Source organism: Variovorax beijingensis, from assembly GCF_007828835.1.
Taxonomy (GTDB): domain Bacteria; phylum Pseudomonadota; class Gammaproteobacteria; order Burkholderiales; family Burkholderiaceae_C; genus Variovorax; species Variovorax beijingensis_A.
This window is the reverse complement of record NZ_VIVL01000006.1, coordinates 330,902-356,750: the sequence shown is the minus strand read 5'-3', so window position 1 is coordinate 356,750 and position 25,849 is coordinate 330,902. Positions and strand designations below refer to the sequence as shown.

At 68.5% G+C, this 25,849-nt stretch carries 23 protein-coding genes; 6 read left to right on the top strand and 17 right to left on the bottom strand.

The window, feature by feature from the left end:
• Window positions 1-7 precede the first annotated feature (7 nt).
• Together FB547_RS19710 and FB547_RS19705 are read right to left on the bottom strand one after the other, a co-directional pair.
• Entirely contained in the window at window positions 8-679 is a 672-nt protein-coding gene (locus tag FB547_RS19710) for a hypothetical protein (RefSeq protein WP_145745135.1), read from the bottom strand.
• 135 nt (window positions 680-814) lie between these two features.
• Window positions 815-1,930, bottom strand: coding sequence for a substrate-binding domain-containing protein (locus FB547_RS19705; RefSeq protein ID WP_145745132.1), 1,116 nt, complete (start codon window positions 1,928-1,930; stop codon window positions 815-817).
• Window positions 1,931-2,052: 122 nt separating this feature from the next.
• Here FB547_RS19705 and FB547_RS19700 point away from each other — a divergent pair, with 122 nt between their 5' ends.
• From FB547_RS19700 to FB547_RS19680, 5 genes are read left to right on the top strand one after another with little or no spacing between them, the layout of a single operon-like run.
• Window positions 2,053-2,517, top strand: coding sequence for a formate dehydrogenase subunit gamma (locus FB547_RS19700; RefSeq protein ID WP_145745130.1), 465 nt, complete (start codon window positions 2,053-2,055; stop codon window positions 2,515-2,517).
• Window positions 2,514-4,070, top strand: a complete 1,557-nt coding sequence (locus FB547_RS19695; protein ID WP_145745128.1) for a formate dehydrogenase beta subunit — start codon at window positions 2,514-2,516, stop codon at window positions 4,068-4,070. Before FB547_RS19700 ends, FB547_RS19695 begins: the two co-directional genes overlap by 4 nt.
• A 28-nt stretch (window positions 4,071-4,098) precedes the next feature.
• Entirely contained in the window at window positions 4,099-6,972 is a 2,874-nt protein-coding gene (gene fdhF / locus FB547_RS19690; protein ID WP_145745126.1) for a formate dehydrogenase subunit alpha, read from the top strand.
• Window positions 6,969-7,805: a formate dehydrogenase accessory sulfurtransferase FdhD gene (fdhD, locus tag FB547_RS19685; RefSeq protein ID WP_145745123.1), complete on the top strand. Its 837-nt coding sequence runs from the start codon at window positions 6,969-6,971 to the stop codon at window positions 7,803-7,805. The genes fdhF and fdhD overlap by 4 nt, the downstream gene beginning before the upstream one ends.
• Before the next feature lie 11 nt (window positions 7,806-7,816).
• Window positions 7,817-8,041 carry a formate dehydrogenase subunit delta gene (locus tag FB547_RS19680; protein WP_145745121.1) on the top strand — a complete coding sequence of 75 codons (225 nt, stop codon included), beginning with the start codon at window positions 7,817-7,819 and terminating at the stop codon, window positions 8,039-8,041.
• A gap of 5 nt (window positions 8,042-8,046) precedes the next feature.
• On the opposite strand, the gene fba is transcribed toward FB547_RS19680, so the two are convergent.
• The 10 genes from fba to FB547_RS19630 are packed head-to-tail and all read right to left on the bottom strand — an operon-like array spanning window position 8,047 to window position 18,344.
• Window positions 8,047-9,063: a class II fructose-bisphosphate aldolase gene (fba, locus tag FB547_RS19675; protein WP_145745118.1), complete on the bottom strand. Its 1,017-nt coding sequence runs from the start codon at window positions 9,061-9,063 to the stop codon at window positions 8,047-8,049.
• A gap of 55 nt (window positions 9,064-9,118) precedes the next feature.
• Window positions 9,119-11,158 (bottom strand): transketolase, encoded by a 2,040-nt coding sequence (gene tkt / locus FB547_RS19670; protein ID WP_145745116.1) that lies wholly within the window; start codon window positions 11,156-11,158, stop codon window positions 9,119-9,121.
• A gap of 55 nt (window positions 11,159-11,213) precedes the next feature.
• Complete coding sequence (locus tag FB547_RS19665) at window positions 11,214-12,092, bottom strand: phosphoribulokinase (RefSeq protein WP_145745114.1); 879 nt, start codon at window positions 12,090-12,092, stop codon at window positions 11,214-11,216.
• A 47-nt stretch (window positions 12,093-12,139) separates the two neighbouring features.
• Window positions 12,140-13,213, bottom strand: coding sequence for a class 1 fructose-bisphosphatase (locus FB547_RS19660; RefSeq protein WP_145745112.1), 1,074 nt, complete (start codon window positions 13,211-13,213; stop codon window positions 12,140-12,142).
• Between the two features lie 18 nt (window positions 13,214-13,231).
• Window positions 13,232-13,963: an HAD-IA family hydrolase gene (locus FB547_RS19655; RefSeq protein ID WP_145745111.1), complete on the bottom strand. Its 732-nt coding sequence runs from the start codon at window positions 13,961-13,963 to the stop codon at window positions 13,232-13,234.
• Entirely contained in the window at window positions 13,960-14,667 is a 708-nt protein-coding gene (gene rpe, locus FB547_RS19650; protein WP_145745109.1) for a ribulose-phosphate 3-epimerase, read from the bottom strand. The genes FB547_RS19655 and rpe overlap by 4 nt, the downstream gene beginning before the upstream one ends.
• On the bottom strand, window positions 14,668-15,471 hold the full coding sequence (locus FB547_RS19645; RefSeq protein ID WP_145745108.1) for an HAD-IA family hydrolase: 804 nt from the start codon (window positions 15,469-15,471) through the stop codon (window positions 14,668-14,670).
• Window positions 15,468-16,391: a CbbX protein gene (gene cbbX / locus FB547_RS19640; protein ID WP_145745106.1), complete on the bottom strand. Its 924-nt coding sequence runs from the start codon at window positions 16,389-16,391 to the stop codon at window positions 15,468-15,470. Before cbbX ends, FB547_RS19645 begins: the two co-directional genes overlap by 4 nt.
• A 36-nt stretch (window positions 16,392-16,427) precedes the next feature.
• Complete coding sequence (locus FB547_RS19635; RefSeq protein ID WP_145745104.1) at window positions 16,428-16,847, bottom strand: ribulose bisphosphate carboxylase small subunit; 420 nt, start codon at window positions 16,845-16,847, stop codon at window positions 16,428-16,430.
• A gap of 30 nt (window positions 16,848-16,877) precedes the next feature.
• Window positions 16,878-18,344 (bottom strand): form I ribulose bisphosphate carboxylase large subunit, encoded by a 1,467-nt coding sequence (locus FB547_RS19630; protein ID WP_145745102.1) that lies wholly within the window; start codon window positions 18,342-18,344, stop codon window positions 16,878-16,880.
• Between the two features lie 120 nt (window positions 18,345-18,464).
• Between FB547_RS19630 and FB547_RS19625 the strand changes: the two genes are divergently transcribed.
• Window positions 18,465-19,442 (top strand): LysR family transcriptional regulator, encoded by a 978-nt coding sequence (locus tag FB547_RS19625; protein WP_145745100.1) that lies wholly within the window; start codon window positions 18,465-18,467, stop codon window positions 19,440-19,442.
• 18 nt (window positions 19,443-19,460) lie between these two features.
• Here the strand turns inward: FB547_RS19625 and FB547_RS19620 are convergent, their stop codons facing one another.
• From FB547_RS19620 to FB547_RS19600, 5 genes are read right to left on the bottom strand one after another with little or no spacing between them, the layout of a single operon-like run.
• A complete protein-coding gene (locus tag FB547_RS19620) occupies window positions 19,461-21,758 on the bottom strand; it encodes a TonB-dependent receptor (RefSeq protein ID WP_261380342.1) in 2,298 nt (765 codons plus the stop codon).
• A gap of 13 nt (window positions 21,759-21,771) precedes the next feature.
• Window positions 21,772-22,785, bottom strand: a complete 1,014-nt coding sequence (locus FB547_RS19615) for a Bug family tripartite tricarboxylate transporter substrate binding protein (RefSeq protein ID WP_145745098.1) — start codon at window positions 22,783-22,785, stop codon at window positions 21,772-21,774.
• The gene (locus FB547_RS19610) at window positions 22,782-23,669 is read right to left on the bottom strand and encodes an ABC transporter permease (RefSeq protein WP_145745096.1); all 888 of its coding nucleotides are present in this window, start codon (window positions 23,667-23,669) and stop codon (window positions 22,782-22,784) included. The genes FB547_RS19615 and FB547_RS19610 overlap by 4 nt, the downstream gene beginning before the upstream one ends.
• Entirely contained in the window at window positions 23,651-24,832 is a 1,182-nt protein-coding gene (locus FB547_RS19605) for a branched-chain amino acid ABC transporter substrate-binding protein (RefSeq protein WP_145745094.1), read from the bottom strand. Before FB547_RS19605 ends, FB547_RS19610 begins: the two co-directional genes overlap by 19 nt.
• Window positions 24,829-25,827, bottom strand: a complete 999-nt coding sequence (locus tag FB547_RS19600) for a PQQ-dependent catabolism-associated beta-propeller protein (protein ID WP_145745092.1) — start codon at window positions 25,825-25,827, stop codon at window positions 24,829-24,831. Before FB547_RS19600 ends, FB547_RS19605 begins: the two co-directional genes overlap by 4 nt.
• Between the last annotated feature and the right edge of the window lie 22 nt (window positions 25,828-25,849).

Below are 25,849 nucleotides of genomic sequence, written 5' to 3'. Positions count from 1 at the left end.
CGCGCCGTCAGGAGGAGCGCCGGACGGCCGACTGGCCCAGCACGCGGCACTTGCCGAATTCGCAGCGCACGGCCCAGGCCGTGCCGTTCGAGCAGGGCACGCTGTACGACTCGTAGCCCGGGCCCTTGGCCGTGAGCTCGGCGCGCGGCTGGATGCTGCACTGCCCGGCCTTGGCAAGCACTTCGGCGTTGTAGGTGTCGACCCCGGTCCTGCGCGGCGCGAGCACCACTTCCGGGTTGAAGGCATGTCCGTAGAAGGTGTCGCGCACGTTCGGGTCGAGGTTGCGGTAGCCGCGCTTGGCCATGCAGTGCACCACGGCGATCTGCTGGTGCTCGGCAACCAGCTCCGCGCTGGGCCGGTAGGACATGTCGATCACCGCAGCCGAAATGCCGGTGTACGAGGCCGCAGCCACGATGCCCTGTCCATGCACGGTGATCAATCCCAGGCCCAGCGCAAGCCACATGGCGTCGCCGGTTTCGCTGCGCGCGGTGATCCGCATCGCGGCCGTGCGGCAATCGGCCACGTCGCTGTCGTAGCGGGCCCGGTCCACGCCTTCCATGGCGACCATGGGCACGTAAGACAGCCCGGTTCCGGTGCCGGGTTGGGTCGGCGTGGGCGGCGTGCTGGCGCACCCTGCCAACGCAACAACGGCGCACACGATGCTCAGCAGCAGCTTCATGGAGATCCCTCGTCCTCTTCGCGATAGTTCGGGCGATTTAACCATACAGATGGTTACTTTTGAGCCTGCTTTGTCGCGAAGTTGCGACGAACGAGTTGCTGAGTGCTTTCTGCTGACAGCGGAAGAGCGCCTCTTCTACCTGGATCGCGTGGCCGTGCGGCGCTTGCCGGCCGCCGCGGGGCGAAGCGACTCGAAGGCCTCCGCCAGCGACAGCACGCGGCCGCAGTTCACCGCCTGGTAGCCCGGCAGGCGGTTCACGGCGCTCTGGTAGGCCTCGCTCTGCAGGATGTCCAGCATCCGCCGCACGATCGGCGCGGCAAGCGAGCGCTCCTCGCACAGCAGGAAATAGCGCTCCACCTGGTTGGAGATGAAGTCGAGCTTGAACTGGCGCGCCGGCGTTTCCACGCCGTAGCCCGCGTCGGCCATGCCGCTGGCCACGAAGGCCGCGACGGCCGCGTGCGTGAACTCGCACTGCTCGTAGCCCTTGATGGCTTCGGGCGCGATGCCCTGCTCGCGCAACTGGAGGTCGAACAGATAGCGTGTGCCCGAGCCCGCCTGCCGGTTGATGAAGCGGACATCGGGGCGCGCCAGGTCGGCCAGCGTGTAGATCTTCTTCGGGTTGCCGGGCGCCACCATCAGGCCCTGGTGCCGCGTCGCCATGCCGATGACTTTCTGCGTATCGGCGTTGAGCCAGGAACCGTAGTGCGCGACGGCTTCGGCCTCGAACGCGCCCAGCGGCACATGGAAGCCCGCCACGTCGCAGCTGCCGTGGTGCAGCGAGGCCACGGCTTCCTCGCTGCCGCAGTAGCGCAGGTCGCCCGGCACCTGCGCCGCGGCCAGGAAGCCATGCAGCGCCTCGATGGCGAAGCCATGGCTCGCGTGGATGCGCAGCAGCGTGGGCGCGGTGGGAATCAGCTTCTCGATTTCCGCGCCCAGTTCGGAGGCCAGCGAATCCAGGAGCGGCGACAGGCGCGCGGTGATGCGGCGGTCGGCCCACACCAGCTTTTCACCCAGTGGCGTGAGGCTGGAACCCTTGCCGCGCTGCATCGCCACCAGCGGCTGGCCGAACATGGCTTCGCCCTGCCGGATCAGCTCCCAGGCGTGGCGGTAGGACACACCGGAAACGGTGCAGGCGCTGGACAGGCTGCCGTGCTCCAGCACCTGCACCAGCAGTTCGATCACCCGCGGCGCCAGCGCCGCGCCGTCGGCCTGGCGGATGGTCCATTGCGGCCTGATGTGCACTTCATGCATGAGTTTCGGCTTTCCAAAGCATATTTATTGGGCTGAACGCCTCATATTGTGGCATTCGATGCCTCTCCATAGACTCGCGCCACCACGGTATTGCAGCTCCAACATTAGGAGATTCAAAGCATATGAACAATCTGGGCATCGCGGCATCCATCGCCGCTGCGCACAAGGACACCCCGGGCGGGCTGCTTCCTGCGCTGCACGGCATCCAGGACGCGCTGGGGCATGTTCCGCCCGACGCCGTCCCCCTCATCGCCGAGCAGTTCAACCTGTCGCGTGCCGAGGTGCATGGCGTGGTCAGCTACTACCACCACTTCCGCTCGGCCCCGGCAGGCCGGCTGCTGGTGCAGGTCTGCCGAGCAGAGGCCTGCAAGGCCATGGGTGCGGATGCGCTGCTCGCGCATGCCGAGCAACGCCTGGGCTGCGGTGTGCACGGCACGTCGGCGGACGGCCAGTACTCGCTGGAGCCGGTGTTCTGCCTCGGCCTGTGCGCCTCGTCGCCCGCCATCGCGGTGAACGATGAGGTGCATGCGCGCATCACGCCGGCACGGTTCGACGGCATCGTCGAGGAAGCGCGGAGCGCCTCATGACCACCACCGTCTATGTCCCCCGCGACTCCGCGGCGCTGGCGGTCGGCGCCGACCGGGTGGCCCGGCAGATCGCGGCGCAAGCCCGTGCACGCAACGCCGATGTGCGCATCGTGCGCAACGGTTCGCGCGGCCTGTTCTGGCTGGAGACGCTGGTCGAAGTGGCCACGCCGCAAGGCCGCGTGGCCTACGGCCCGGTCACGGGTGCCGACGTCGCCGGCCTGTTCGACGCCAGCTTTCTTTCGGGCGGCGCGCATGCGCTGAACCTGGGCCTGACCGAAGAGATTCCGTACCTGAAGAAACAGGAGCGCCTGACCTTCGCCCGCATGGGCGTGACCGATCCGGTGTCCGTGGCCGACTACGAGGCGCACGAAGGCTTCGCGGGGCTGCGCCGCGCGCTCACCCTCGCTCCGGCCGAGATCGTTCAGCAGGTGCTGGACTCCGGCCTGCGCGGCCGCGGCGGCGCCGCATTCCCGGCCGGGATCAAGTGGAAGACGGTGCTGGCCGCGGAGGCGCCGCAGAAATACATCGTCTGCAATGCGGACGAAGGCGACTCGGGCACCTTCTCGGACCGCATGACGATGGAAGGCGATCCGCTGATGCTGGTGGAAGGCATGGCCATCGCGGGCCTTGCGACCGGCGCGACCGAGGGCTACGTCTATGTGCGCTCGGAATACCCGCATGCCATTGCCACCATCAACGAGGCCATCCGCCATGCCGAGCAAGCCGGCTTCGTGGGCGACGACATCCTGGGCTCGGGCCGCAGCTTCCGCCTGACCGTGCGCAAGGCGGCCGGCGCCTATGTGTGCGGCGAGGAAACCGCGCTGCTCGAAAGCCTGGAAGGCCGCCGCGGCATCGTGCGCGCCAAGCCGCCGCTGCCGGCGCTGCAGGGCCTGTTCGGCCAGCCGACCGTGATCAACAACGTGATCACGCTGGCCTCGGTGCCCCTCATCCTGGCGCGCGGCGCGGACTTCTACAAGCACTACGGCATGGGCCGCTCCCGCGGCACGCTGCCGTTCCAGCTGGCCGGCAACATCAGGCATGGCGGCCTGGTCGAGAAGGCCTTCGGCCTGAGCCTGCGCGAACTGCTCTACGACTTCGGCGGCGGCAGCGCGAGCGGCCGGCCGATCAAGGCGGTGCAGGTGGGCGGTCCGCTGGGCGCCTACGTGCCCGAATCGCAGTGGGACCTGCCGCTGGACTACGAGGCCTATGCCGCCGTGGGCGCGGTGGTCGGGCACGGCGGCATCGTGGTGCACGACGACACGGCCGACATGTCGCAGCTGGCCCGCTACGCGATGGAATTCTGCGCGATCGAGTCCTGCGGCAAGTGCACGCCCTGCCGCATCGGCTCCACGCGCGGCGTGGAAGTGATCGACAAGATCACCAGCAACCAGAACCGGCCGCAGCAGGTCGTTCTCCTGCGCGACCTGTGCGACACCATGCTGCACGGCTCGCTCTGCGCCATGGGCGGCATGACGCCCTACCCCGTGCTGTCGGCCATCAATCACTACCCCGAGGACTTCGGCATCGAAGCCCCCGACCGCGCCGCAGCCTGACCGACGAGACGAACAGAGGAGACATCCCATGCTGAACCCATCGCAAGACATCGACCACGGCACGCCCAGGCGCGAATCCACCGAGGAAGTCACGCTCGAGATCGACGGCATGCCGGTGACGGTGGCCAAGGGCACCTCGCTGATGCGCGCCGCGGTCGATGCGGGCGTGCAGGTGCCCAAGCTGTGCGCGACCGACAGCCTGGAGCCCTTCGGCTCCTGCCGGCTCTGCCTGGTGGAGATCGACGGACGCAAGGGCTATCCGGCGTCGTGCACCACGCCGGCCGAGGCCGGCATGAAGGTGCGCACGCAGAGCCCGAGGCTGCAGGAGCTGCGCAAGGGCGTGATGGAGCTCTACATCTCCGACCATCCGCTCGACTGCCTCACCTGCGCCGCCAACGGCGACTGCGAACTGCAGGACATGGCGGGCGTCACCGGGCTGCGCAACGTGCGCTACGGGTATGACGGCGCCAACCATCTGAAGAGCGCCAAGGACGAGTCCAACCCCTACTTCACCTACGACCCGGCCAAGTGCATTGTCTGCAACCGCTGCGTGCGCGCCTGCGAAGAAACGCAGGGCACCTTCGCGCTCACCATCAGCGGCCGCGGCTTCGAGTCGCGCGTATCGGCGGGCCAGGACCAGCCCTTCATGGAATCCGAATGCGTGAGCTGCGGCGCCTGCGTGCAGGCCTGCCCCACGGCCACGCTGCAGGAAAAATCGGTGATCTGGCTGGGCCAGGCCGAGCACAGCGCCATCACCACCTGCGCCTATTGCGGCGTGGGCTGCGGCTTCAAGGCCGAGATGAAGGGCAACGAAGTGGTGCGCATGGTGCCCTGGAAGGACGGCAAGGCCAACGAAGGCCACTCGTGCGTGAAGGGCCGCTTTGCCTGGGGCTACGCCACCCACAAGGACCGCGTGCTCAAGCCCATGATCCGCAGCAGGATCACCGATCCGTGGCGCGAGGTGAGCTGGGACGAAGCCGTCAACCACGCCGCCAGCGAGTTCCGCCGCATCCAGGCGAAGTACGGCACCGATTCCATCGGCGGGCTGGTGTCCTCGCGCTGCACCAACGAAGAGGGCTACCTGGTCCAGAAGCTGGTGCGCGCGGCCTTCGGCAACAACAACGTCGACACCTGCGCGCGCGTGTGCCACTCGCCCACCGGCTATGGCCTGAAGCAGACGATGGGCGAATCGGCCGGCACGCAGACTTTCAAGTCGGTCGAGAAGTCGGACGTGATCATGGTGATCGGCGCCAACCCGTCCGACGGCCACCCGGTGTTCGCGTCGCGCATGAAGCGCCGCCTGCGCGCCGGTGCACGGCTGATCGTGATCGACCCGCGCACCATCGACCTGGTGAAGTCGCCCCACGTCAAGGCCGACCATCATCTCAAGCTCAAGCCCGGCACCAACGTGGCGGTGATCAGCGCCATGGCGCATGTGATCGTGACCGAAGGCCTGGTCGACGAAGCCTTCGTGGCCGAGCGCTGCGAGCCCAAGTCGTTCAACGAGTGGCGGGAGTTCGTTGCGCGCCCGGCCAACTCGCCCGAGGCCATGGAAGCAGTGACCGGCGTGCCGGCGGCCGAGCTGCGCGCCGCCGCGCGGCTGTTTGCCAAGGGCCACGGCGGCAAGCGCAATGCCGCCATCTACTACGGCCTGGGCGTGACGGAGCACAGCCAGGGCTCGACCATGGTGATGGGCATCGCCAACCTCGCCATGGCCACCGGCAACGTGGGCCGCGAAGGCGTGGGCGTGAATCCGCTGCGCGGCCAGAACAACGTGCAGGGCTCCTGCGACATGGGCTCGTTCCCGCACGAGCTGCCGGGCTACCGCCATGTGTCGGACAGCACCGCGCGCGGCAGCTTCGAAGACGCCTGGGGCGTGGCGCTGCGCGCCGAGCCGGGGCTGCGCATTCCCAACATGTTCGATGCCGCCATCACCGGCAGCTTCAAGGGCCTGTACTGCGAGGGCGAGGACGTGGTCCAGTCGGACCCGAACACGCAGCACGTGGCCGAGGCCCTGATGGCGATGGAATGCATCGTGGTGCAGGACCTGTTCCTGAACGAAACCGCCAAGTACGCCCACGTGTTCCTGCCGGGCGCGTCGTTCCTGGAGAAGGACGGTACCTTCACCAACGCCGAGCGCCGCATCTCGCGCGTCACCAAGGTCATGCCACCCAAGGCCGGCTATGCCGACTGGGAGGTGACGCAGCTGCTCTCCAACGCGCTGGGCTATCCCATGAACTATGCGAGCGCCGAAGAGATCATGAACGAAATCGCCGCACTCACGCCCACCTTCGCGGGCGTGAGCTACGCCAAGCTCGCGAAGCTCGGCAGCGTGCAGTGGCCCTGCAACGAGGCTGCGCCCGAAGGCACACCGACCATGCACGTCGGCGAGTTCGTGCGCGGCAAGGGCAAGTTCATCATCACGCAGTACGTGCCAACGGACGAGAAGGTCACGCGCATGTACCCGCTGATCCTGACCACCGGGCGCATCCTGTCGCAGTACAACGTGGGCGCGCAGACCCGCCGCACCGACAACAACCAGTGGCACAGCGAGGACCGCCTCGAGATCCACCCGGCCGACGCCGAGGACCGCGGCATCGCCGAGGGCGACTGGGTCGGCATCCGCAGCCGCGCCGGCGAAACCGTGCTGCGGGCCACCATCACCGAGCGCGTGCAGCCGGGCGTGGTCTACACCACCTTCCACTTCCCCGAATCGGGCGCCAACGTGATCACCACCGACAACTCCGACTGGGCCACCAACTGCCCCGAGTTCAAGGTGACCGCGGTGCAGGTGATGCCGGTGATGCAGCCTTCCGAATGGCAGCAGGAGTACAGCCGGTTCAACGCTCTGCAGGAAGAGCTGCTGAGCAGGCGCATCGAAGAAACGGCGGCCGCCAAGTGAACCTGTCCGACGTCCCACTGCGTCCCGGAAGCGCGGAACTTCTGCCCGTGCGCGGCGTGCGCGCCCGCCGGGCCTTCGACAACCGCGACTGGGTGGCCGTGGAGGTGCCGGTCGCGCTGGAGTTCAACGGCATTGCGCACGCTGTGATGCTTGCGACGCCCACCGACCTGGCCGACTTCGCGCTGGGCTTCGCGCTCAGCGAGGGCATCCTGCTCGGACGCGGCGAGCTCTACGGCGTGGAGGAAGCGTACGCCCCCGAAGGCATCACGCTCAAGCTCGAGGTGGCGAGCGCGGCCTTCGCGCGGCTGAAGGCGCGCCGCCGCTCGATGGCCGGGCGCACGGGCTGCGGCCTGTGCGGCACCGAGAGCCTGGCGCATGTCACGCGCGCGCTGCCGCCCCTGCCCGAGGGCCCGGCGCTCTCGACCCGCGCCGTCGCGCGCGGCATGCGGGAGCTGGCCTCGCTGCAGGTGCTGCAGAAGGTGACGGGTGCCGTGCATGCGGCTGCCTGGTGCAGCGTCGAGGGCGAAGCCCTGCTGGTGCGCGAGGACGTCGGCCGCCACAACGCGCTCGACAAGCTCGTCGGCGCGCTCGCAAGAAGCAGCGTGCCCGCCTCCACCGGCTTCATCGCGGTGACCAGCCGGGCGAGTTTCGAGATGGTGCAGAAGACCGTTGCCGCCGGCGTGCCGCTGCTGGCCGCGGTATCGGCCTCGACCTCGCTGGCCACGGCGGTTGCGCAGGACGCGGGCCTGACGCTGGCAGGCTTCGTGCGCGGCGACGACCTGGTCATCTACACCCACCCGTGGCGGCTGAACGGCCTGCCCTCCAACGCCTGAGGTTTCCTGCAATGCACGTCGACCAGCTGATCCGCATGGTGAACCAGATGGGCAGCTTCTTCGAAGCCATGCCCGACCGCAGCGAAGCCCTGCATGACCTGGCGCTGCACCTGAAACGCTTCTGGGAACCGCGCATGCGGCGCGAGCTGCTGGCGCACCTGGACACCGGCGGACCGGGGGAACTGAACCCCGTGTCGGCCGAGGCGATCCGCGTCCACCGGGCGCTGCTCGAATAGCAGCGCTACTGCAGCGGCGCCGGCTTGATCCGCGACGCCATGCCCGCGGTGCCGAAGGCCTGGAAGCGGTCGATGCAGACATCGCGCGCGGCCGCGGTCGCCTCCTTCAGGAACTTGCGCGGATCGAATTCGCTGCGGTCCTGGCCCATGGCGCGGCGCATCGCGCCGGTCATCGCCAGCCGGATGTCGGTGTCGATGTTGACCTTGCGCACGCCATGGCGGATGCCTTCCTGGATCTCCTCCACCGGCACGCCGTAGGTCTCCTTGATGTCGCCGCCGAACTCGCGGATCACGGCCAGCCATTCCTGCGGCACCGACGAAGAGCCGTGCATCACGAGGTGCGTCTTCGGAATGCGCGCATGGATCTCCTTGATGCGGTCGATCGCAAGGATGTCGCCGGTCGGCCTGCGGCTGAACTTGTAGGCGCCATGCGAAGTGCCGATGGCAATGGCCAGCGCATCCACGCCGGTGCGCGACACGAAATCGACCGCCTGCTGCGGATCGGTCAGCAGTTGGTCGTGCGACAGCACGCCCTCGGCCCCGCTGCCGTCTTCCTCGCCGGCCATGCCCGACTCGAGCGACCCGAGGCAGCCCAGCTCGCCCTCGACCGAGACGCCGACCGCATGCGCCATCTCCACCACGCGGCTGGTCACGCCCACGTTGTAGTCATAGCTCGCGGGCGTCTTCGCGTCTTCCATCAGCGAGCCGTCCATCATCACGCTGGTGAAGCCCGAACGGATGGCCTGCATGCACATCGACGGGCTGGCGCCGTGGTCCTGGTGCATCACGATCGGGATCCCGGGGTACATCTCGGCCGCCGCCTCGACCATCTTGCGCAGGAAGGGTTCGCCCGCGTATTTGCGAGCGCCGGCCGAAGCCTGCAGGATGACCGGGCTGTCGGTCTTGCGCGCGGCCTGCATGATGGCCTGGATCTGCTCCAGGTTGTTGACGTTGAACGCCGGCACGCCGTACTGGTGCTCGGCGGCGTGGTCCAGCAATTGGCGCAGCGAAATCATGGCCATGGGAGCTCTCCTGTGAAGTTGGAAATGGGCGTGGGCAGGTCGCGCGTTTCGAAGCTCATGCGGCCTCTTTCAGGCCGGCCGGCGCGGCGTTCGCAAGCAGGCGGCGGGCGCGCTCGGCCACCACTTCGGCGGTCAGTCCGAACAGCTTGAAGAGCTCGCCAGCCGGCGCCGATTCGCCGAAGCGGTCGAGCCCGACCACGTCGCCGTATTCGCCGACGAACTTCCACCACAGGCCGGTGCTGCCGGCCTCCACCGCCACGCGCGGCAGGTGGCGCGGAATGACCGCGTGGCGCCAATCCTTGTCCTGCCGTTCGAACACGTCCATGCACGGCACGGACACCACGCGCGCCTCGATGCCGTCCTGCGCCAGCAGGGCCGCGGCGGCCAGCGCCACGCTCACCTCGGAGCCGCTTGCCAGCAGGCAGACGCACTCCGCCTCCGGACGGCGCAGCACATAGGCGCCGCGCGCAATGGATTCGATGCGCTCGCCGGCGTCGCCGGCATGCGGCAGCGCCTGGCGCGTCAGCAGCAGGCAGCTCGGCCCGTCGACGCGGCGCAGGGCCTGGCGCCAGGCCACGGCCGTCTCGGTGGCATCGGCCGGGCGCCACACGTCGACATCGGGAATCAGCCGCAGGCTCGAGGCATGCTCCACCGGCTGGTGCGTCGGGCCGTCCTCGCCGAGCCCGATCGAGTCGTGCGTGAAGACATAGATGACCGGCAGCTTCATCAGCGCCGACATGCGCACGCCGTTGCGCGCGTAGTCGGAAAAAGTCAGGAAGGTGCCGCCGAAGGGACGGAAGCCGCCGTGCAGCGCGAGCCCGTTCATGATGGCCGCCATGCCGAACTCGCGCACGCCGTAGTGCACGTGGTTGCCGGTGCCCGTGCCCTTGAGCGCGCGGTGGCCCTTCCAGTCGGTGAGGTTCGAACCCGTGAGGTCGGCCGAACCGCCGATCAGTTCGGGCATCGCCGGGCCGACTTCGTCGAGCACCTGCTGCGAGGCCTTTCGCGTGGCGACCGATGCCTTGCGCTGCTCGGCGCCCGACGCGGCCGCAGCCAGGGCTGCCTCGGCTTTTGCAGTGAGCGGCGCGTCGGTGCGATGGCGTCGCAGCAACTTGCGCGCCAGCGCCGGATGCTCCTGTGCGTAGGCGGCAAAGCGCTCCTGCCAGGCTTTGTGCAGCGCGGCGCCCGATTCGCGCGCCGACCACGCCTCTGCAATGGCCGCCGGCACTTCGAAGGGCGCGGCGCTCCAGCCGAGCGCCTGCCGCGTCAACGCGATCTCGGCCTCGCCCAATGCCTCGCCATGCGCCTTCGCGGTGCCGGCGCGGTTCGGCGAACCCTGGCCGATGCGCGTCTTGCAGCACACGAGCACCGGGCGGTCCGCGGCCGTGGCGCTTTCAATGGCTGCGTCGAGCGCCTCGGCGTCATGGCCGTCGACGTCGCGCAGCACGGTCCAGCCGTAGGCTTCGAAGCGGCCCGGCGTGTCGTCGCTGAACCAGCCGCCGACCTCGCCGTCGATCGAGATGCCGTTGTCGTCGTAGAACGCCACCAGCTTGCGCAGGCGCCAGGTGCCCGCGAGCGAACAGGCCTCGTGGCTGATGCCTTCCATCAGGCAGCCGTCCCCCAGGAACACGTAGGTGCGGTGGTCGATCACCTCGTGGCCGGGGCGGTTGAATTCCTCGGCCAGCAGCTTCTCGGCCAGCGCCATGCCCACCGCATTGCTGATGCCCTGCCCCAGCGGCCCGGTGGTGGTTTCCACGCCGGGCGTGACGCCGGCCTCGGGGTGGCCCGGCGTGCGCGAATGCAGCTGGCGGAAGCGCCGCAGCTCCTCCATCGGCAGCGCATAGCCGCTCAGGTGCAGCAGCGCATACAGCAGCATCGAGCCGTGCCCGTTGGAAACGACGAAGCGGTCGCGATTCATCCAGCGCGGATCGGCGGGATCGTGCCGCAGGCGATGCCGCCACAGGGCTTCGGCGATGTCGGCCATGCCCATCGGCATGCCCGGGTGGCCCGAGTTGGCGGCTTGCACCGCGTCCATGGCCAGCGCGCGGATGGCGTTGGCGCACTGCGTGCGCAAGGCGAGGTTGTCAGTCGTCATGCGAGGTTCCGGTGGGTTCGTTGTGCGTGAGGTGTTCGGCCGCGGCGGGCGCGCGCTAGATCGCATAGGCCTTCTTGCGGCGCTCCATGAGGCGCAGGATCATCGGCGTGAAGATCAGCTGCATCGCGAGCTCCATCTTTCCGCCCGGCACCACCAGCGTGTTGGCCCGCGACATGAAGGAGTCGTGCAGCATGCTCAGCAGATAGGGAAAGTCGAAGCCCGTGGGGTTGGCGAAGCGGATCACGACCAGGCTCTCGTCCGGGCTCGGGATGGTGCGCGCAATGAACGGGTCGGAGGTGTCCACCACCGGCACGCGCTGAAAGTTGATGTGCGTGCGCGTGAACTGCGGGCAGATGTAGTGCACGTACTCGTTCATCCGGCGCAGGATCACGTCGGTCACGGCCTCGGTCGAATAGCCGCGCGTGTTCTTGTCGCGGTGCAGCTTCTGGATCCACTCGAGGTTGATCACCGGCACCACGCCGATCAGCAGATCGACGTGGCGCGCGATGTCGACCTTCCCGGTGGTCACGCCGCCATGCAGGCCCTCATAGAACAGCAGCTCGCTGTCGGGCAGCGTTTCCCACGGCGTGAAAGTGCCGGGCTCCTGCTTGTAGGGCGCGGCCTCCTGCGCATCGTGCAGGTACTTGCGGCTCTGGCCGACGCCCGCCTCGCCGTAGTCGCGGAACAGCGCCTCGAGTTCGGCGAACAGATTGGCGTCCTCGCCGAAGTGGCTGAAGTTGCGGTTGCCGGCGGCCTCGGCCTCGGCCATGGCCACCTTCATGGAATTGCGGTCGTAGCGGTGGAAGCTGTCGCCCTCCACGATGGCCGCCTTGACGCTCTCGCGGCGGAAGATGTTCTCGAAAGTCCGCGTGACGGACGTGGTGCCCGCGCCGGACGAGCCGGTGATGGCAACGATGGGATGTTTGGCTGACATGGTGGCCTCGGGGAGATGAAGAATTCGTGCGGGCGGCGGGGTCTCGTTCAGGCGGCGGTTGCAAAGAGGCCGCGCTTGCCGAACAGCGGCGCCTGGTAGGTGTCCTGCGGCTCCTCGCTGTGGTAGGCCTCCACGCGCGCCACCTCGTCGGACGAGCCGAAGACGAAGCCGATGCGCTGGTGGATCGACTCCGGCTCGACCGCCATCAGGCGGCGCCGCCCCGTGCTGGCCATGCCGCCGGCCTGCTCGATCAAGAACGAGATCGGATTGGCTTCGTAGAGCAGCCGCAGGCGGCCGTCGCGGCCCGATTCCTTGCTGTCGCGCGGATACATGAAGACGCCGCCGCGCATCAGGATGCGGTGCGTTTCGGCCACCAGCGAGGCGATCCACCGCATGTTGAAATCGATGCCGCGCGGGCCTTCCCTGCCGGCCAGGCATTCGTCGACGTAGCGCTTCACGGCCGGCTCCCAGAAGCGGCTGTTCGAGGCGTTGATCGCGAACTCGCTGGTCTGCCGCGGAATGCTCAGGTTCGGATGGCTCAGCACCCATTCGCCCAGCTGCGGATCGAGCGTGAAGGCATGCGTGCCGTTGCCCAGCGTCAGCACCAGCATGGTCGAAGGGCCGTAGATCGCGTAGCCGGCACCGACCTGTTCGGTGCCGGGCTGCAGGAAGTCTTCGGGCCTGGCGTCGGCCTCGGGCGTGGGCGCGCGCAGGATCGAGAAGATGCTGCCCACCGCCACGTTGACGTCGATGTTCGACGAGCCGTCGAGCGGGTCGAACAGCAGCAGGTACTTGCCGCGCGGGTACTGCTGCGGCGGCAGGTAGGGCTCTTCCATCTCTTCCGAGACCATGCCCGCCACGTGGCCGCCCCACTCGTTGGCGCGCAGGAACATGTCGTTGCTCAGCACGTCGAGCGTCTTCTGTTCCTCGCCCTGCACGTTCTGCGTGCTCGCGCTGCCGAGCACGTCGCCGAGGGCGCCGAGCGCCACCTTGCGCGAGATCGCCTTGCAGGCAAGGGAGACGTCGGTGATGAGCGCGTTGAGCGCGCCCGTGGCACCGGGGTGGCGGCGGCGCTCCTCGATGATGTACTGGGTCAGCGTGGCCTTGCCTGCAATGGGCATGATCGTCTCCTGGTTGAATCAAAAAATCCGGGTCGTCATTTCTTCGTCTCGGCGGCCCGCAGCGCGCGACTCGCATGCCCTCAGCAGCAGTTGCTGCGGCGTCGAGACGCGCCATGCGCGCGCCGCTTCGCCCGCATTCGCCGCCGCATGGCCGCCATAGCCCCAGGCCACCAGCGCGGCCGGACAGCCCGCTGCCTGTGCCGCGAGCAGGTCGGCCGGGCCGTCGCCCACCATCAGCAGCCTCGCGGGTTCCACGCCCAGCTGGCGCGCCGCGGCCTGCAGCAGGAGCGGCGCGGGCTTGCGCTGCGCCGCGGTGTCGGCGCCGTGAACCCCCGCCATCGCCGGCAGCAGACCTGCTGCATCCAGCACGGCGCGTGCCAGCGGCGTCGGCTTGTTCGTGACCACCACCATCGGCAGCGTGCGGCGCAGGCCGGAGACGAGTGCGGCAATGCCCTCGAACACGCTGCCGAACTTCAATGGCGCCGCCAGCGTGGCGGCATCGAAGGACTTGCGCAGCCGGCCGCGCAGCGCCTCGCTGCCGCCGAGCCCGTGCTCGCGCAGCGCCTGCAGGATCAGCGCGTCGGGGCCGTCGCCGATCCATGCGCGCACGGTGTCCAGCTCGAAGCACGCCAGTCCGCCCTCCTCGAGCGCGCAGTTCAGCGCATGCCGGATGTCGGGCGCGCTGTCGACCAGCGTGCCGTCGAGGTCGAAGGCGATCGCATCGATGCCGTGCAACTCTTCTTTCGTCATGCGGGACGCCCTTCCATTGAATGCCGGCCCTGCAGCGCCTGCGCGCGGATGGCGCCGATGGCCTCGCGGTAGCGGCCACCGTTGAACACGGCCGAGCCCGCCACCAGGGTGTCGGCACCCGCGGCGCCGATGCGCGCGGCGTTGCCGGGCTTCACGCCGCCATCGACCTCCAGCCAGATATCGCGCCCGCTGGCATCGATGCGGCGGCGCACCGCCTCGATCTTCGGCAGCACGCTCTCGATGAAGCTCTGGCCGCCGAAGCCGGGATTGACCGACATCAGCAGCACCAGGTCGAGCTGGTCCAGCACATGGTCGAGCACCGCAAGCGGCGTGGCGGGGTTGAGCACCAGGCCGGCCCTGCAGCCGCTGTCCCTGATCAACCGGATCGTGCGGTCGATGTGCTCGCTGGCCTCGGGATGAAACGAAATGATCGAGGCGCCGGCCTGCGCGAACATCGGGATCAGCGCATCGACCGGCTTGACCATCAGGTGCACGTCGATCGGCACCGTCGCATAGGGCTTGATGGCCTCGCAGACCAGCGGACCGATTGTCAGATTTGGAACATAGTGGTTGTCCATGACATCGAAATGGATCAGGTCGGCACCGGCTTCGATGACCGCCGTGACCTCCTCGCCGAGCCGTGCGAAGTTCGCCGACAGCAGGCTGGGCGCGATCCGCATGGTGTTTCTTTCCTGGTTCTGCATCTAGGAGTCCTCGCGGTAGAGCGCCTGCACGGCATTCAATGGCGGGGCCACGGTGGCCATCCGCAACAGTTCGTCGATGCCGAGCCATGCCGCGGATGCAAGGCGCCCGCCGGGCTCGCCGGCCAGCGGCTGGGCAGGATCACCCAGGCTCGGCAGCACCAGGCCGGCGCCGCTGAAGTCGCTGCCCTCGGTCCAGAAGGTCGGCGTGACCAGCGTCCAGAGACCGGCGCCCAGCGCCGAGCGCAGCCCGTTGGGCGAGTCCTCGATGGCGATGGCGCGTTCGGGCGGCACGCCCAGCGTGTCGAGCGCCAGCAGGTAGATGTCGGACGCCGGCTTCTTCGCGCGCACCTGGTCGCCGCAGGCGATCACGTCGAACATCGTGAGGCCGCGCGGGCCGAGCGTGGCCTGCAGCAGCGCGTCGATGTTGACGGCGGTGGTGGTGCTGGCAATCGCCAGGCGCAGGCCGGCGCGCTGAGCCTCCTCCAGAAACCGCAGCACGCCGGTGCGCAGCTCGATGCCGCCGCGCCGCGCGATGTCGGTGTAGTGCTGCGTCTTGGCCACATGGATGGCCGGCACGCGTTCATGCAGCCGCTTCTTCTCGGATGCACCCAGCGGCAGCGAATCGATGTAGGCCTTCATGCGCTCCTTGCCGCCCGTGACCGCCAGCAGCGCGCGGTATTCGGCCTGGCTCCAGTGCCAGCCGAGCCCGAGCTGCTCGAAAGCCAGGTTGAAGGCCATGCGGTGCACTTCCTCGGTGTCGGCCAGGGTGCCGTCGACGTCGAAGACCAGGGCTTCGATGCTCATCTCTTTTCTCCTTCGGCCTGCGGGCCGTCCGCCGGCGCATTGAAGACACGGCTGGCCAGGATGTCCTGCGCCTGCAGCGTGCAGAGCTGCTCGCGCGTCAGGGCCTCGTCGCTGCCGAACAGGCGCGTGGCGTGGCGCAGCCGGATGCGGTCGAGCGCGTTGCGGATCGATCGCGCATTGGCAAAGTGCGGCTGGCCCCGGCGCAGGCTCACGTAGCGCGAGAAGGTGGAGGCCGCGCCGTCGTCGAAGCTGTAGTTCAGCCGCCCCAGCATGAGCTGCGCGATCTGCATCAGCTCGGCCTCGCTGTAGTCCGGAAAGTCGATGTGGTGCGCAATGCGCGAGGCCATGCCCGGGTTGCTGCCGAAGAAGGTCTCCATGCGGTCCTTGTAGCCTGCGAGGATCACCACCAGGTCGTCGCGCTGGTTCTCCATCACCTGCAGCAGGATCTCGATGGCCTCCTGCCCGTAGTCGCGTTCATTCTCGGGCCGGTAGAGGTAGTAGGCCTCGTCGATGAACAGCACGCCGCCCATCGCCTTCTTGATCACTTCCTTGGTCTTGGGCGCCGTGTGGCCGATGAACTGGCCCACCAGGTCGTCGCGCGTCACCGCCACCAGGTGGCCCTTGCGCACATAGCCCAGCTGCTTGAGCACCTCGGCCATGCGCATCGCCACCGTGGTCTTTCCGGTGCCCGGGTTGCCCGTGAACGACATGTGCAGTGAAGGCGGCTGCGACTGCAGCCCCTGCGCCTGGCGCAGCTTGTCGATCAAGAGCAGCGCCGCGATGTCGCGGATGCGGCCCTTGACCGGCGCCAGCCCGATCAGCTCGGCGTCGAGCTGGTCGAGCAGCGCCTTCACGCCCGAAGACTCGAAGAGCTGCCTCGGCGCCGTGGCCGTTGCGGCGGGGGATTCGGTGGCGTCCATGCGTGCCTCTTGCAATGCGCGTGCGAAAGGGTTCGATCAGTAGCGGCTGCCTTCGGGCCGCGCCTGCGCCGCATAGCTCTCGATGCTGTAGCGGATCGTGCGGCCCGGCTCCTCGGTGCGGATCAGGCGGAAGCCCGGTTCGTTCGACGGCCGGTTGACGATGAAGGACATCACGACCGACTCGGTGCCGTGCGTCGAATCGAAAGCCGTCACGCGGATGTACTGCTGCGGGAAGGTCTTGCGGCAGGCCGCGAGTTCGAGCATGACGCCGGCCGCATCCTTGATGTCGAACATCGGGTTGCCGAACATCTCCCAGAAGGTGTTGCGCGGATGGGGGTCGTCGGTGTATTCGAGGCCGATGGCCCAGCCCTTGTCGAGGCAGTAGTCGACCTGGCGGCTGATCTGCTCGTCGCTCAGGTCGGGCAGGAAGGAAAAGGTGCCTTGTGTGATTCGCATGTCTGTTGCTCCTGGAACTGGAAAGCGGGTTCAGGCCACCGATGGCGTCGGCACGTAGTCGGAGGTATCGGTGGAGGCGTAGTTGAAGGAGATCTCGCCCCATGTGTCGAGCGCGGCCGCCAGCGGCGTGCACCACTTGGCCGCGTCGCGCAGGATCTGCGGGCCCTCGTTGGCGATGTCGCGGCCCTCGTTGCGTGCCAGCACCATGGCTTCGAGCGCCACGCGGTTGGCCGTGGCCCCGGCCTGGATGCCCTGCGGATGGCCGATGGTGCCGCCGCCGAACTGCAGCACCACGTCGTCGCCGAACAGGTCGAGCAGCTGGTGCATCTGGCCGGCATGGATGCCCCCCGAGGCCACCGGCATCACCTTGCGCAGCGCGCCCCAGTCCTGGTCGAAGTAGATGCCGCGCGGCAGGTCGACCTTGGTGCGCGTGTCGCGGCAGACGTTGTAGTAGCCCTGCACCGTCATCGGGTCGCCTTCGAGCTTGCCGACGGCCGTGCCCGCGTGGATGTGGTCCACGCCCGCCAGGCGCATCCACTTGGCGATCACGCGGAAGCTCACGCCGTGGTTCTTCTGGCGCGTGTAGGTGCCGTGGCCCGCGCGGTGCAGGTGCAGGATCATGTCGTTCTGGCGGCACCAGTGGCTCATCGACTGGATGGCCGTGTAGCCGACGACCAGGTCGATCATCACGATCACCGAGCCGAGCTCCTTGGCGAACTGTGCGCGGCGGTACATCTCTTCCATGGTGCCGGCCGTGACGTTCAGGTAGCTGCCCTTGACCTCGCCGGTGGCGGCGCTGGCCTTGTTGACCGCGTCCATCACGAACAGGAAGCGGTCGCGCCAGTGCATGAAGGGCTGCGAGTTGATGTTCTCGTCGTCCTTCATGAAGTCGAGCCCGCCGCGCAGGCCCTCGTACACCACGCGGCCGTAGTTGCGGCCCGAGAGTCCGAGCTTCGGCTTGGTGGTCGCGCCGAGCAGGGGCCGGCCGAACTTGTCGAGCCGCTCGCGCTCCACCACGATGCCGGTCGGCGGGCCGGGAAAGGTCTTGACGTAGGCCACCGGGAACTTCATGTCTTCCAGCCGCGCGGCCTTCAGCGGCTTGAAGCTGAAGACGTTGCCGATGATGGAAGCCGTCACGTTGGTGATCGAGCCTTCCTCGAACAGCGAGAGGTCGTAGGCCACGTAGCAGAAGTACTGGCCCGGGTTGTTGGGCACCGGCTCGACCTTGTAGGCCTTGGCGCGGTACATGTCGCAGGCCGTGAGGCGGTCGGTCCACACCACGGTCCAGGTGGCGGTGGACGATTCGCCCGCCACCGCAGCGGCGGCCTCGATGGCGTCCACGCCCTCCTGGGGCGTGATGCGGAAGAGCGCGAGGATGTCGGTGTCCTTGGGCACGTAGTCGCCGTCCCAGTAGCCCATCTGCGCGTACTTGAGCACACCGGCCGAGTAGCGCTTCTTGGCGTCGGTGATCTGGATTGCTTCGTTCATGTTGCCCATGGAGTGCCTCTCGAAAAGAAGGGGTTTGGTGCTGTCTGGTGAAGTGAATGTAGGCCTCGTGAAAGATAAAGAAAAATTAAATCTTTTGACATTCACATTTGCCGAACCTAATATCACTTCATGCCTCTTTCCAAGCACGCGAGCTTTCGCCAGCTCGCCACCTTCCACGCCGTGGCGCGGCTCGGCAGCGTTTCGCTTGCTGCAGACGAAATGCATCTGACGCAACCCGCGGTGTCGATACAGATCGGCACACTCGAGGAGTCGGCCGGCACGCCGCTCTTGCAGCGCACGGGCCGCGGCATCCGGCTGACCGAGGCAGGCGAATTGCTCGCGGGCTATGCCGGCCGCATCCTCGACCTGTGGCGCGAGGCCGGCGACGAAATGGCCATGCTGCAGGGGGTGTTCTCGGGCACCTTGCGCGTGGGCGCCATCACCACGGCCGAGTACCTGCTGCCGCCCATCCTCGTGAACTTCGCCAAGGAGCACCCGAAGGTGAAGGTCAAGCTGCAGGTCGGCAACCGCGACGAGATCGTGCGCATGCTCGCGGGCCAGGAGATCGACATCGCCATCATGGGCCGCCCGCCCGCGGAGCTGAAGACCGACTCCAGCGCCTTCGCCAAGCACCCGATGGCCTTTCTCGCGGCGCCCTCGCATCCGCTGATGTCTGCGGCCAAGCCGAGCATCGCCCTGCTCTCGGACACGCGCATGCTGGTGCGCGAGCGCGGCTCGGGCACGCGCACCACGGTCGAACGCTTCTTCAAGGACCACGGCCTGCCGCTGCGCATCGGCTCCGAGCTGTCGAGCAACGAGGCCATCAAGCAGATGTGCGCCGCGGGCTTCGGTATTGCGTTTTTGTCGATGCACACCTGCGTGCTCGAGATGAACGCGGGCCTGCTGGGCGTGCTGCCGGTGCCGGGCAATCCGGTGGTGCGCGACTGGTACGTGATGCACCTGGCGTCGCGCCAATTGCCGCAGGTGGCGCTGGCCTTCGAGGACTACCTGCGCACACATGGCCAGGCGCAGATCCAGCAGCAGCTCGGCACGCTGCCGGCACCTCGCACCGCTGCGAGGAAGCGCAGCGTGCGGCGCGCGCCCTGAGCTTTTCGGCGCGCGGTCTCAGACGCCCAGTTGCACCCGCATGCCGATCCACACCGCGCGCGGCGCGCCCGGCGCCACGAACTGCGCATTGCGCCATGCATCGGGCGCCGCCACCGCGCCGCTCGCATCGAAGCCGTTGCGGCCCAGCTGGCCCGCCGTGGCATAGCGGCGGTTGAACACGTTCGCCACCTTGGCAAAGAGTTCGAGGTTGCGCCCGAGCTTCCAGCGCGTCGTGAGGTCGAGCAGCGCGTAGCCGCCGATGCGGCCGCTGCCGCTGAAATCGGCCCCGTCGGGTGCGTGCAGGCCGTTCTCGTTGCCGCGCACCGTCTGCTTCGAGTACACGCGGTACTGCGCGCCCAGCGTCCACTCGGGGGTCACGCGCCAGTCGACATTGAGCTTGAGCGAATGCGCCGGCAGCCCCGGCAGGCGGTCGCCGCGGCGCACCGCGATCTCGCCCTCGCCGGTGCAGGCGGGGCTGGTCTCGGCGCTGCTGTTCGCTTCGGCCACGAGGCAGGCCGGCGAGTCGTACCTCGCGCGCAGGTAGCTGTACGACAGCGACCAGTCGACGCGGTCCGTGTGCTGCGAAAGGCCGAGTTCCACGCCCTGGCGCAGGGTGCGCCCGAAGTTGCTGAAGTAGCCGCGCGAGAGCCCGCTGCTCACGAACAGCAGGTCGTCCTTGTTGACGGTGCGGAACACCGAGGCATTCCAGCGCATGCCGGAGTCGAGCGTGCCGCGCAGTCCGGTTTCGAATGTCTGCGACACCACCTGCTTGAGCGGCGGATCGGACTGCAGCGCGTTGGGCAGCACGCAAGCGTTGGCCGGGTCGGAGCAGCCGAGCTCGATCGGGCTCGGCGCGCGGCTGCCCTGGCTCCAGCCCGCGTAGGCCGTGAGCCGCGGCGTGGCCTGCCATGTGAGGCCGATGGCGGGATTGAACTTCTTGTAGCGGCCTTCGCCGTCGAGCTGCGTGGACAGCCCGAGCAAGGCGCGCCCCTCGTCGCGGGTGCTCACGCGGGTGTCGTTGTAGCGGCCCGAGAGGCTCAGCTGCAGGTTCGGCCGCAGGCTCACCAGGTCGGAAAAATAGAGGCTCGCAGTGCGGCTCCTGCCCGCGAGCAGCGCATCGACTTCGGCTTCTTCCTGCGGCACCACCGCGCGCGTGGAGTCCAGCAGGCCCTCGGCCTCGGTCTGGCGGAAGTGCGTGTGCGCGCGGTCCACCGAGGCACCGAAGGTGAGCTGGTGAATGCCCGCGGCATAGGTCGACTGCAGCGCCACGCCTTCGCCATGCTGGCGCGTGTAGGTGCGGTTCTCCACGCCCGTGGCCTCGTTGTCCGGCGGATTGAAATCGTCGTTGAGGTCGCCATTGAGCGTGCTGTAGCGCGAACGCCGCGAGTAGGCGGTCATGGAAATCGTCTGCTGGTCGCTCAGGCGGTAGCTGGCGTTGAGCGTGAGCATCGACATGCGGTTGTTGGTGCGGTCGGGCCGCGTGTAGACCTGCTTGCGGTTCTGCATCAGCATCGACTCGGGCAGCAGGCCGTTGCCGATCATCCGGTTGTCGCCATGGGTGAAGCTCAGGTCCCAGGAAAGCCTTCCGCTGTCCTGCCCGACCTTGGCAAACAGCTGGCGCACGCGCGAGGGCGAGAAATTGCGCCAGCCGTCTTCGTTGAGGCCGCCGAGCGCGAGGAACAGGTGCCCGCCTTCGGCCAGCTTGCGGCCATGCGTGAGTTCGGTGCTCACGCGGCCGAAGGAGCCGGCCTGCAGCTCCAGCTCGGTGCCGGGGTGCGTGTCGCCGCGCTTGGTCTGCAGCGACAGCGCACCGCCGAGCGTGTTGAGGCCGAACAGCGGGTTGGAGCCCGGCAGCAGCGTGATGCTCGATATGGCGGCCTTCGGGATCAGGTCCCAGTTCACCACGTCGCCGAAGGGCTCGTTGATGCGCACGCCGTCCTGGTACACCGACAGGCCCTGCGGCGTGCCGAGCACCGGGCTCGCGCTGAAGCCGCGGTAGTTCACGTCGACCTGGTACGGATTGCCCTGGATCTCGTTCACGTTCACGCTGGGCAGCTGCGTGGCCATGAAGTCCGGCAGGTTCAGGCTCTGCGCGCGGCGCAGGTGCAGGTCGTCGGCGGTCTGCACGTTGGACGGGATCTGGTCCTTTGGTACCTCGATGCCCGGCACCGGCGTGGTGGCGACCACCTCGACGGCCGGCAGACTGCCCGGCTGGGCCGCGCCGGCCTCCTGCGCCTGTCCGGGCAGGGGGCAGGCAGCGGCCGCCACGGCAAGGCCGATCAGCCGGCGGGCGGTGGGCAATTTCGGTCGGCTCACGGCGTTCTCCCCCTCAAGTGCCGGTGCGCGCGAGGCCCAGCTTTTCGACGATGGCGCGCTCCTGCGCGAAGATTTCGCGGCACGACTGCGCGTAGGCCTCCGGACCGAGGTAGTCGACCTCCTGGTCGTACTTGGCGAGTTCGTCCCTGAAGCGCGGGTCGAACATGGCTTTCTTGAAAGCGTCGTGCAGCACCGCCACCACGCCGCGCGACAGGCCGCGCGGGCCGGCCAGCCCATAGGGCGACTTGGCCACGATGTCGAAGCCGAGCTCGCGCAGCACGGGCACCTGTGGCCAGCGCTTCGAACGCTCGCCGGAAAAGATCGCCAGCAGCCGCAGCGTGCCCGCGTCGACCGCGGGCCCGAAGCCGGTGGAATTGACGCCGGCCATCACCTGCCCGCCCGCAATCGCATTGAGCTGCTCGGCCGTGCCCTTGTACGGCACATGGATGTAGCGCAGGCCGCGCGCCGTGAACAGCGTCTCCAGCACCATGTGCGGCGTGGTGCCGATGCCGTTGGTGGCAATGGTCAGTTCGCCGGGCCGGGCCCGCGCGAATGCGAACATGTCTTCGAGCGAACGCATTGGGCTGCCGGCCGCGACCAGCACGCCGAAGGTGACGCTGGACACCTGGATGATCGGCGTCACGTCGCGGATCGGGTCCCACAGCACCTTCTGCGTGTGCGGCGCGCGGAACACCGGCTGCGGCATCTGGGCGATGGTGTAACCATCGGGCCGCGCCTGCTGCAGCACCGGCATGGCCAGCGTGCCGCCGGCGCCGCCGCGGTTTTCGGTCAGCACCGGCTGCCCGAGCGCAACCGAGGCCAGCTCGGCCAGGATCCGCAGCGAGATGTCGGTGGCGCCGCCCGCGGGCCAGGGCACCCACAGCGTGACGGGCCGCGAAGGAAAGGGCTCGGTCGACGCCATCGCCCGGGCCAAGGGCAATGCGCCCAGTGCCAGCACGCCGGCCCCGCGAAGCCAGCCGCGCCGGGTGGCGCCGCCCTGCCCGCCCGCGGCCTGCCTCCGGCTCATGGCCCGCCTCCGCCGCGCTTGGTCAGGCCGCCGAAGCCGCGCTGCGGGTCGTAGCCCCAGCAGGCGAGCCCGAAGAAAACGACCAGGCAGCCCAGCACCACATAGGGCGCCAGGCCCGGGTCCTTGCCGTAGAGCGCGAAGCGGATCCACTCCACCGCGTAGGTGAAGGGATTGAAGCGCGCCAGCTGGTACACCCATTCGGCGCCCGATTCCTGCAGCTTCCACAGCGGGTAGAGCGCGGTCGAAAGGAAGTACATCGGGAAGATGACGAAGTTCATCGTGCCCGCGAAGTTCTCCAGCTGCTTGATGTGCACCGACAGCAGCAGCCCGAGCGCGCCCAGCATGAGCGCGCCGGCCGCCAGCGCCACCAGCGCATGCAGCCCGGCAAGCGACAGCAGCGGCAGCTCGGTGCCGATCAGCGCCGCCACCACCACGAACACCAGCGCCTGCAGCACCGACAGCAGCGCGGTGGCGCAGAGCTTGGAGAACAGCAGCCACGGCCGCGGCAGCGGCGCCGTGAGCAAAAGGCGCATCAGGCCCATCTCGCGGTCGTAGACCATGGCCAGCGACGACTGCATGCCGTTGAACAGCAGCACCATGCCGACCAGCCCCGGCACGATGTAGACGTCGTACGGAATGTAGGTGTCGTAGGGCTCGACGATCGCGACGCCGAACACGTTGCGGAAACCGGCCGCGAACACCGCCAGCCACAGCAGCGGCCGCACCAGCGCCGACACCAGTCGCCCGGTCTGCTGCGAGAACTTGTAGAGCTCGCGCAGCATGATGGCGCGCATCGCCTGCAGCGCGTGGCCCAGCCCGCGACGTGCCAGCGGTTCGGCCTGTTCGCCCGCAGGCTTTGGGGTTTCTAGCGCGCGATCGGACATAGCTTCTCCGGTGCATCGGCGCCCAGCGTGTCGAGCACGTTGCGCGGGTGCAGCACGCCTTCGGCCGGCGCCTGCGCGATCACGCCCTGCCCGTCGGTCAGCAGCATGGGCTGGCGCAGCTGGCCATCCCAGGCGCGGAAGCTCAGGCTGGTGCCCTTGGAACCGTCGAGCGTGCTCTTGCCGATGGCCTGGGCCCAGGCCGCGTTCGGCCCCTTGGGCGCGGCAATGGCGGCGGCCGCCAGGGTCTTGCCGGCCATCCATGCGGCCCAGTCCTGCGCGGTCATCGGGCGTTTCGCGGCCTTGGCGAAGCGGCGCGAGACCTGCGGCGCGCCGTAGCGCTCGAACTGCGCATGCCAGGCCAGCGCCACCAGCCCGCCGTCGCCCACCACCGGCCGCGGCAGCACCGTGCGGTAGGGCAGCATGCGCGCGAATTCGCCGTCGCTGTCGACCACCCACACGGCGTCATAGCTGTTGCCGGCCGTGAGCAGCAGCGGGTTGGCGAGATCACGCTCGCGCGGGTCGGCCGAGAGCTTGAACGGCTTGCTGGCCACCACCTGCAGGCCGTAGCGCCTGATCGACGCCTGCACGGTGGCCGCACGCAGCGCGTCCTGCGGGCTGCCACCCACCAGCAGGAGCAGCTTGCTCCATTTGCGCGACACCAGCGTCTGCGCCAGCGCATCGCTGCGCATCCGTTCGCTCGGAATCAGGTGGAACATGCGGGCGCGGCAATCCTGCTGGCGCAGCCGGTCGGAGGCGTCGCCCAGGTTCAGCACCGGCAGCTTCACGGCATCGGCCACGGCCAGCGTCCATTCGGCCGGCAGGTCGGTCAGCAGCACCGCCGCGCCGTTCTTCTCGGCCGCCACCGCGGCGGCGCGCGCCGCCTCGAGGGTCGCGGCCGGCGCGCTGGCCAGCGCCACCTCGGCACCCGCGGCCTCCAGTTCGAACTTCGTCTCCTCGAGCGCGACCTCGAGCCCGTCGGAAAGCCGGCCGCCCGGGTGTCCCAGGTAGGCACGCTCCAGCCGCGAGCGCTCCAGGCGCGGATCGTCGTCCGGCGTGATCAGCGTGGCCTTGAGCACGGCCGCGCCCGCCGCCGCCGGCGCCACGAGCGCCACGGCCATCAACCACGCGCCCGCGAAGCAGGAAGCCGTTGCGCGCGTCCTCATTCGACGATCACGAGCCCATAGGGCACGCGCCCTACCGGAACGCTCTTGACGGCCTTGGCGCCGGCCACGTCGACCACCGTCACGTCGTCGCTCAGGCCGTTGACGACGTAGAGCCGCGCCTGCGCCTTGTCGAGCGTGACGTTCCAGGCCCGCTTGCCGACCAGCACCAGCGAGCCGACCTTGCGGCCGGGCACGTCGACGAAGGCCACGTGGTTGGCGCGACCAAGGCCCACGAAGGCCCGCTTGCCGTCGCTCGTCATCTGGATGCCCACGGGCGTGATGTCCTCGGCGCGCGCGCCTTTCACTTCGAACTTGAGCGTGTCGATCACCTCGTTGGTGGCAGTGGAGACGATGCTGACGCTCGCGCCCAGCTCGTTGGTGACCCAGAGCTCCTTGCCGTCGGGCGTGATGGCCATGCGCCGCGGGCGCTTGCCGACCTTGATGTTCTTCACGACCTTGCCGCTGGCCGTGTCGATCACGTGCACCAGGCTTGCCACCTCCGACGTGACGTACAGCGTCTTGCCGTCGGCGCTGACCTTGACGCCCTCCGGCTCCGCGCCCACCTTGACCGAGCGCAGCTTCTTGCCGCTGGCCGCGTCGATGAAGCTGGCCTCGCCCGCATCCTCGTTGGAGACATAGATGACCTTGCCGTCGGGCGACAGGTCGAAAGCCTCGGGTTCATCGCCCAGCGGAATGCGCCGCACCGACTTGCCGCTCGCGGGGTCGATCAGGTCGGCCTGGTTGGAATCAGTGCAGGCCACCATGATCTGGCGCTCGGGCGTGAGCTGGATGTGGCGCGCGCGCTTGCAGGTCGGGATCGTGCCCTTCACGGCCAGGGTTGCCAGGTCGATCATCGTCAGCGCGCTGTCCTTCTCGCTCGACACATAGGCGGTGCCCTGCGCCAGCGCGGCGGCGCTTGCGGCGGCCAGCGCGAACGCGCTAGCGGCCGCGCGGAACCGGGCGCGCGCAAGCGGGGGCAGGAAAGGTTGCGGCATGCGATGTCTCCATTCTTTTTGG

Coding starts and splice junctions, on each gene's coding strand:
- FB547_RS19710 (WP_145745135.1), bottom strand. CDS start 679: ATGAAGCTGCTGCTGAGCATCGTGTGCGCCGTTGTTGCGTTGGCAGGG.
- FB547_RS19705 (WP_145745132.1), bottom strand. CDS start 1,930: ATGCATGAAGTGCACATCAGGCCGCAATGGACCATCCGCCAGGCCGAC.
- FB547_RS19700 (WP_145745130.1), top strand. CDS start 2,053: ATGAACAATCTGGGCATCGCGGCATCCATCGCCGCTGCGCACAAGGAC.
- FB547_RS19695 (WP_145745128.1), top strand. CDS start 2,514: ATGACCACCACCGTCTATGTCCCCCGCGACTCCGCGGCGCTGGCGGTC.
- fdhF (WP_145745126.1), top strand. CDS start 4,099: ATGCTGAACCCATCGCAAGACATCGACCACGGCACGCCCAGGCGCGAA.
- FB547_RS19680 (WP_145745121.1), top strand. CDS start 7,817: ATGCACGTCGACCAGCTGATCCGCATGGTGAACCAGATGGGCAGCTTC.
- fba (WP_145745118.1), bottom strand. CDS start 9,063: ATGGCCATGATTTCGCTGCGCCAATTGCTGGACCACGCCGCCGAGCAC.
- tkt (WP_145745116.1), bottom strand. CDS start 11,158: ATGACGACTGACAACCTCGCCTTGCGCACGCAGTGCGCCAACGCCATC.
- FB547_RS19665 (WP_145745114.1), bottom strand. CDS start 12,092: ATGTCAGCCAAACATCCCATCGTTGCCATCACCGGCTCGTCCGGCGCG.
- FB547_RS19660 (WP_145745112.1), bottom strand. CDS start 13,213: ATGCCCATTGCAGGCAAGGCCACGCTGACCCAGTACATCATCGAGGAG.
- FB547_RS19655 (WP_145745111.1), bottom strand. CDS start 13,963: ATGACGAAAGAAGAGTTGCACGGCATCGATGCGATCGCCTTCGACCTC.
- rpe (WP_145745109.1), bottom strand. CDS start 14,667: ATGCAGAACCAGGAAAGAAACACCATGCGGATCGCGCCCAGCCTGCTG.
- FB547_RS19645 (WP_145745108.1), bottom strand. CDS start 15,471: ATGAGCATCGAAGCCCTGGTCTTCGACGTCGACGGCACCCTGGCCGAC.
- cbbX (WP_145745106.1), bottom strand. CDS start 16,391: ATGGACGCCACCGAATCCCCCGCCGCAACGGCCACGGCGCCGAGGCAG.
- FB547_RS19635 (WP_145745104.1), bottom strand. CDS start 16,847: ATGCGAATCACACAAGGCACCTTTTCCTTCCTGCCCGACCTGAGCGAC.
- FB547_RS19630 (WP_145745102.1), bottom strand. CDS start 18,344: ATGGGCAACATGAACGAAGCAATCCAGATCACCGACGCCAAGAAGCGC.
- FB547_RS19625 (WP_145745100.1), top strand. CDS start 18,465: ATGCCTCTTTCCAAGCACGCGAGCTTTCGCCAGCTCGCCACCTTCCAC.
- FB547_RS19615 (WP_145745098.1), bottom strand. CDS start 22,785: ATGAGCCGGAGGCAGGCCGCGGGCGGGCAGGGCGGCGCCACCCGGCGC.
- FB547_RS19610 (WP_145745096.1), bottom strand. CDS start 23,669: ATGTCCGATCGCGCGCTAGAAACCCCAAAGCCTGCGGGCGAACAGGCC.
- FB547_RS19605 (WP_145745094.1), bottom strand. CDS start 24,832: ATGAGGACGCGCGCAACGGCTTCCTGCTTCGCGGGCGCGTGGTTGATG.
- FB547_RS19600 (WP_145745092.1), bottom strand. CDS start 25,827: ATGCCGCAACCTTTCCTGCCCCCGCTTGCGCGCGCCCGGTTCCGCGCG.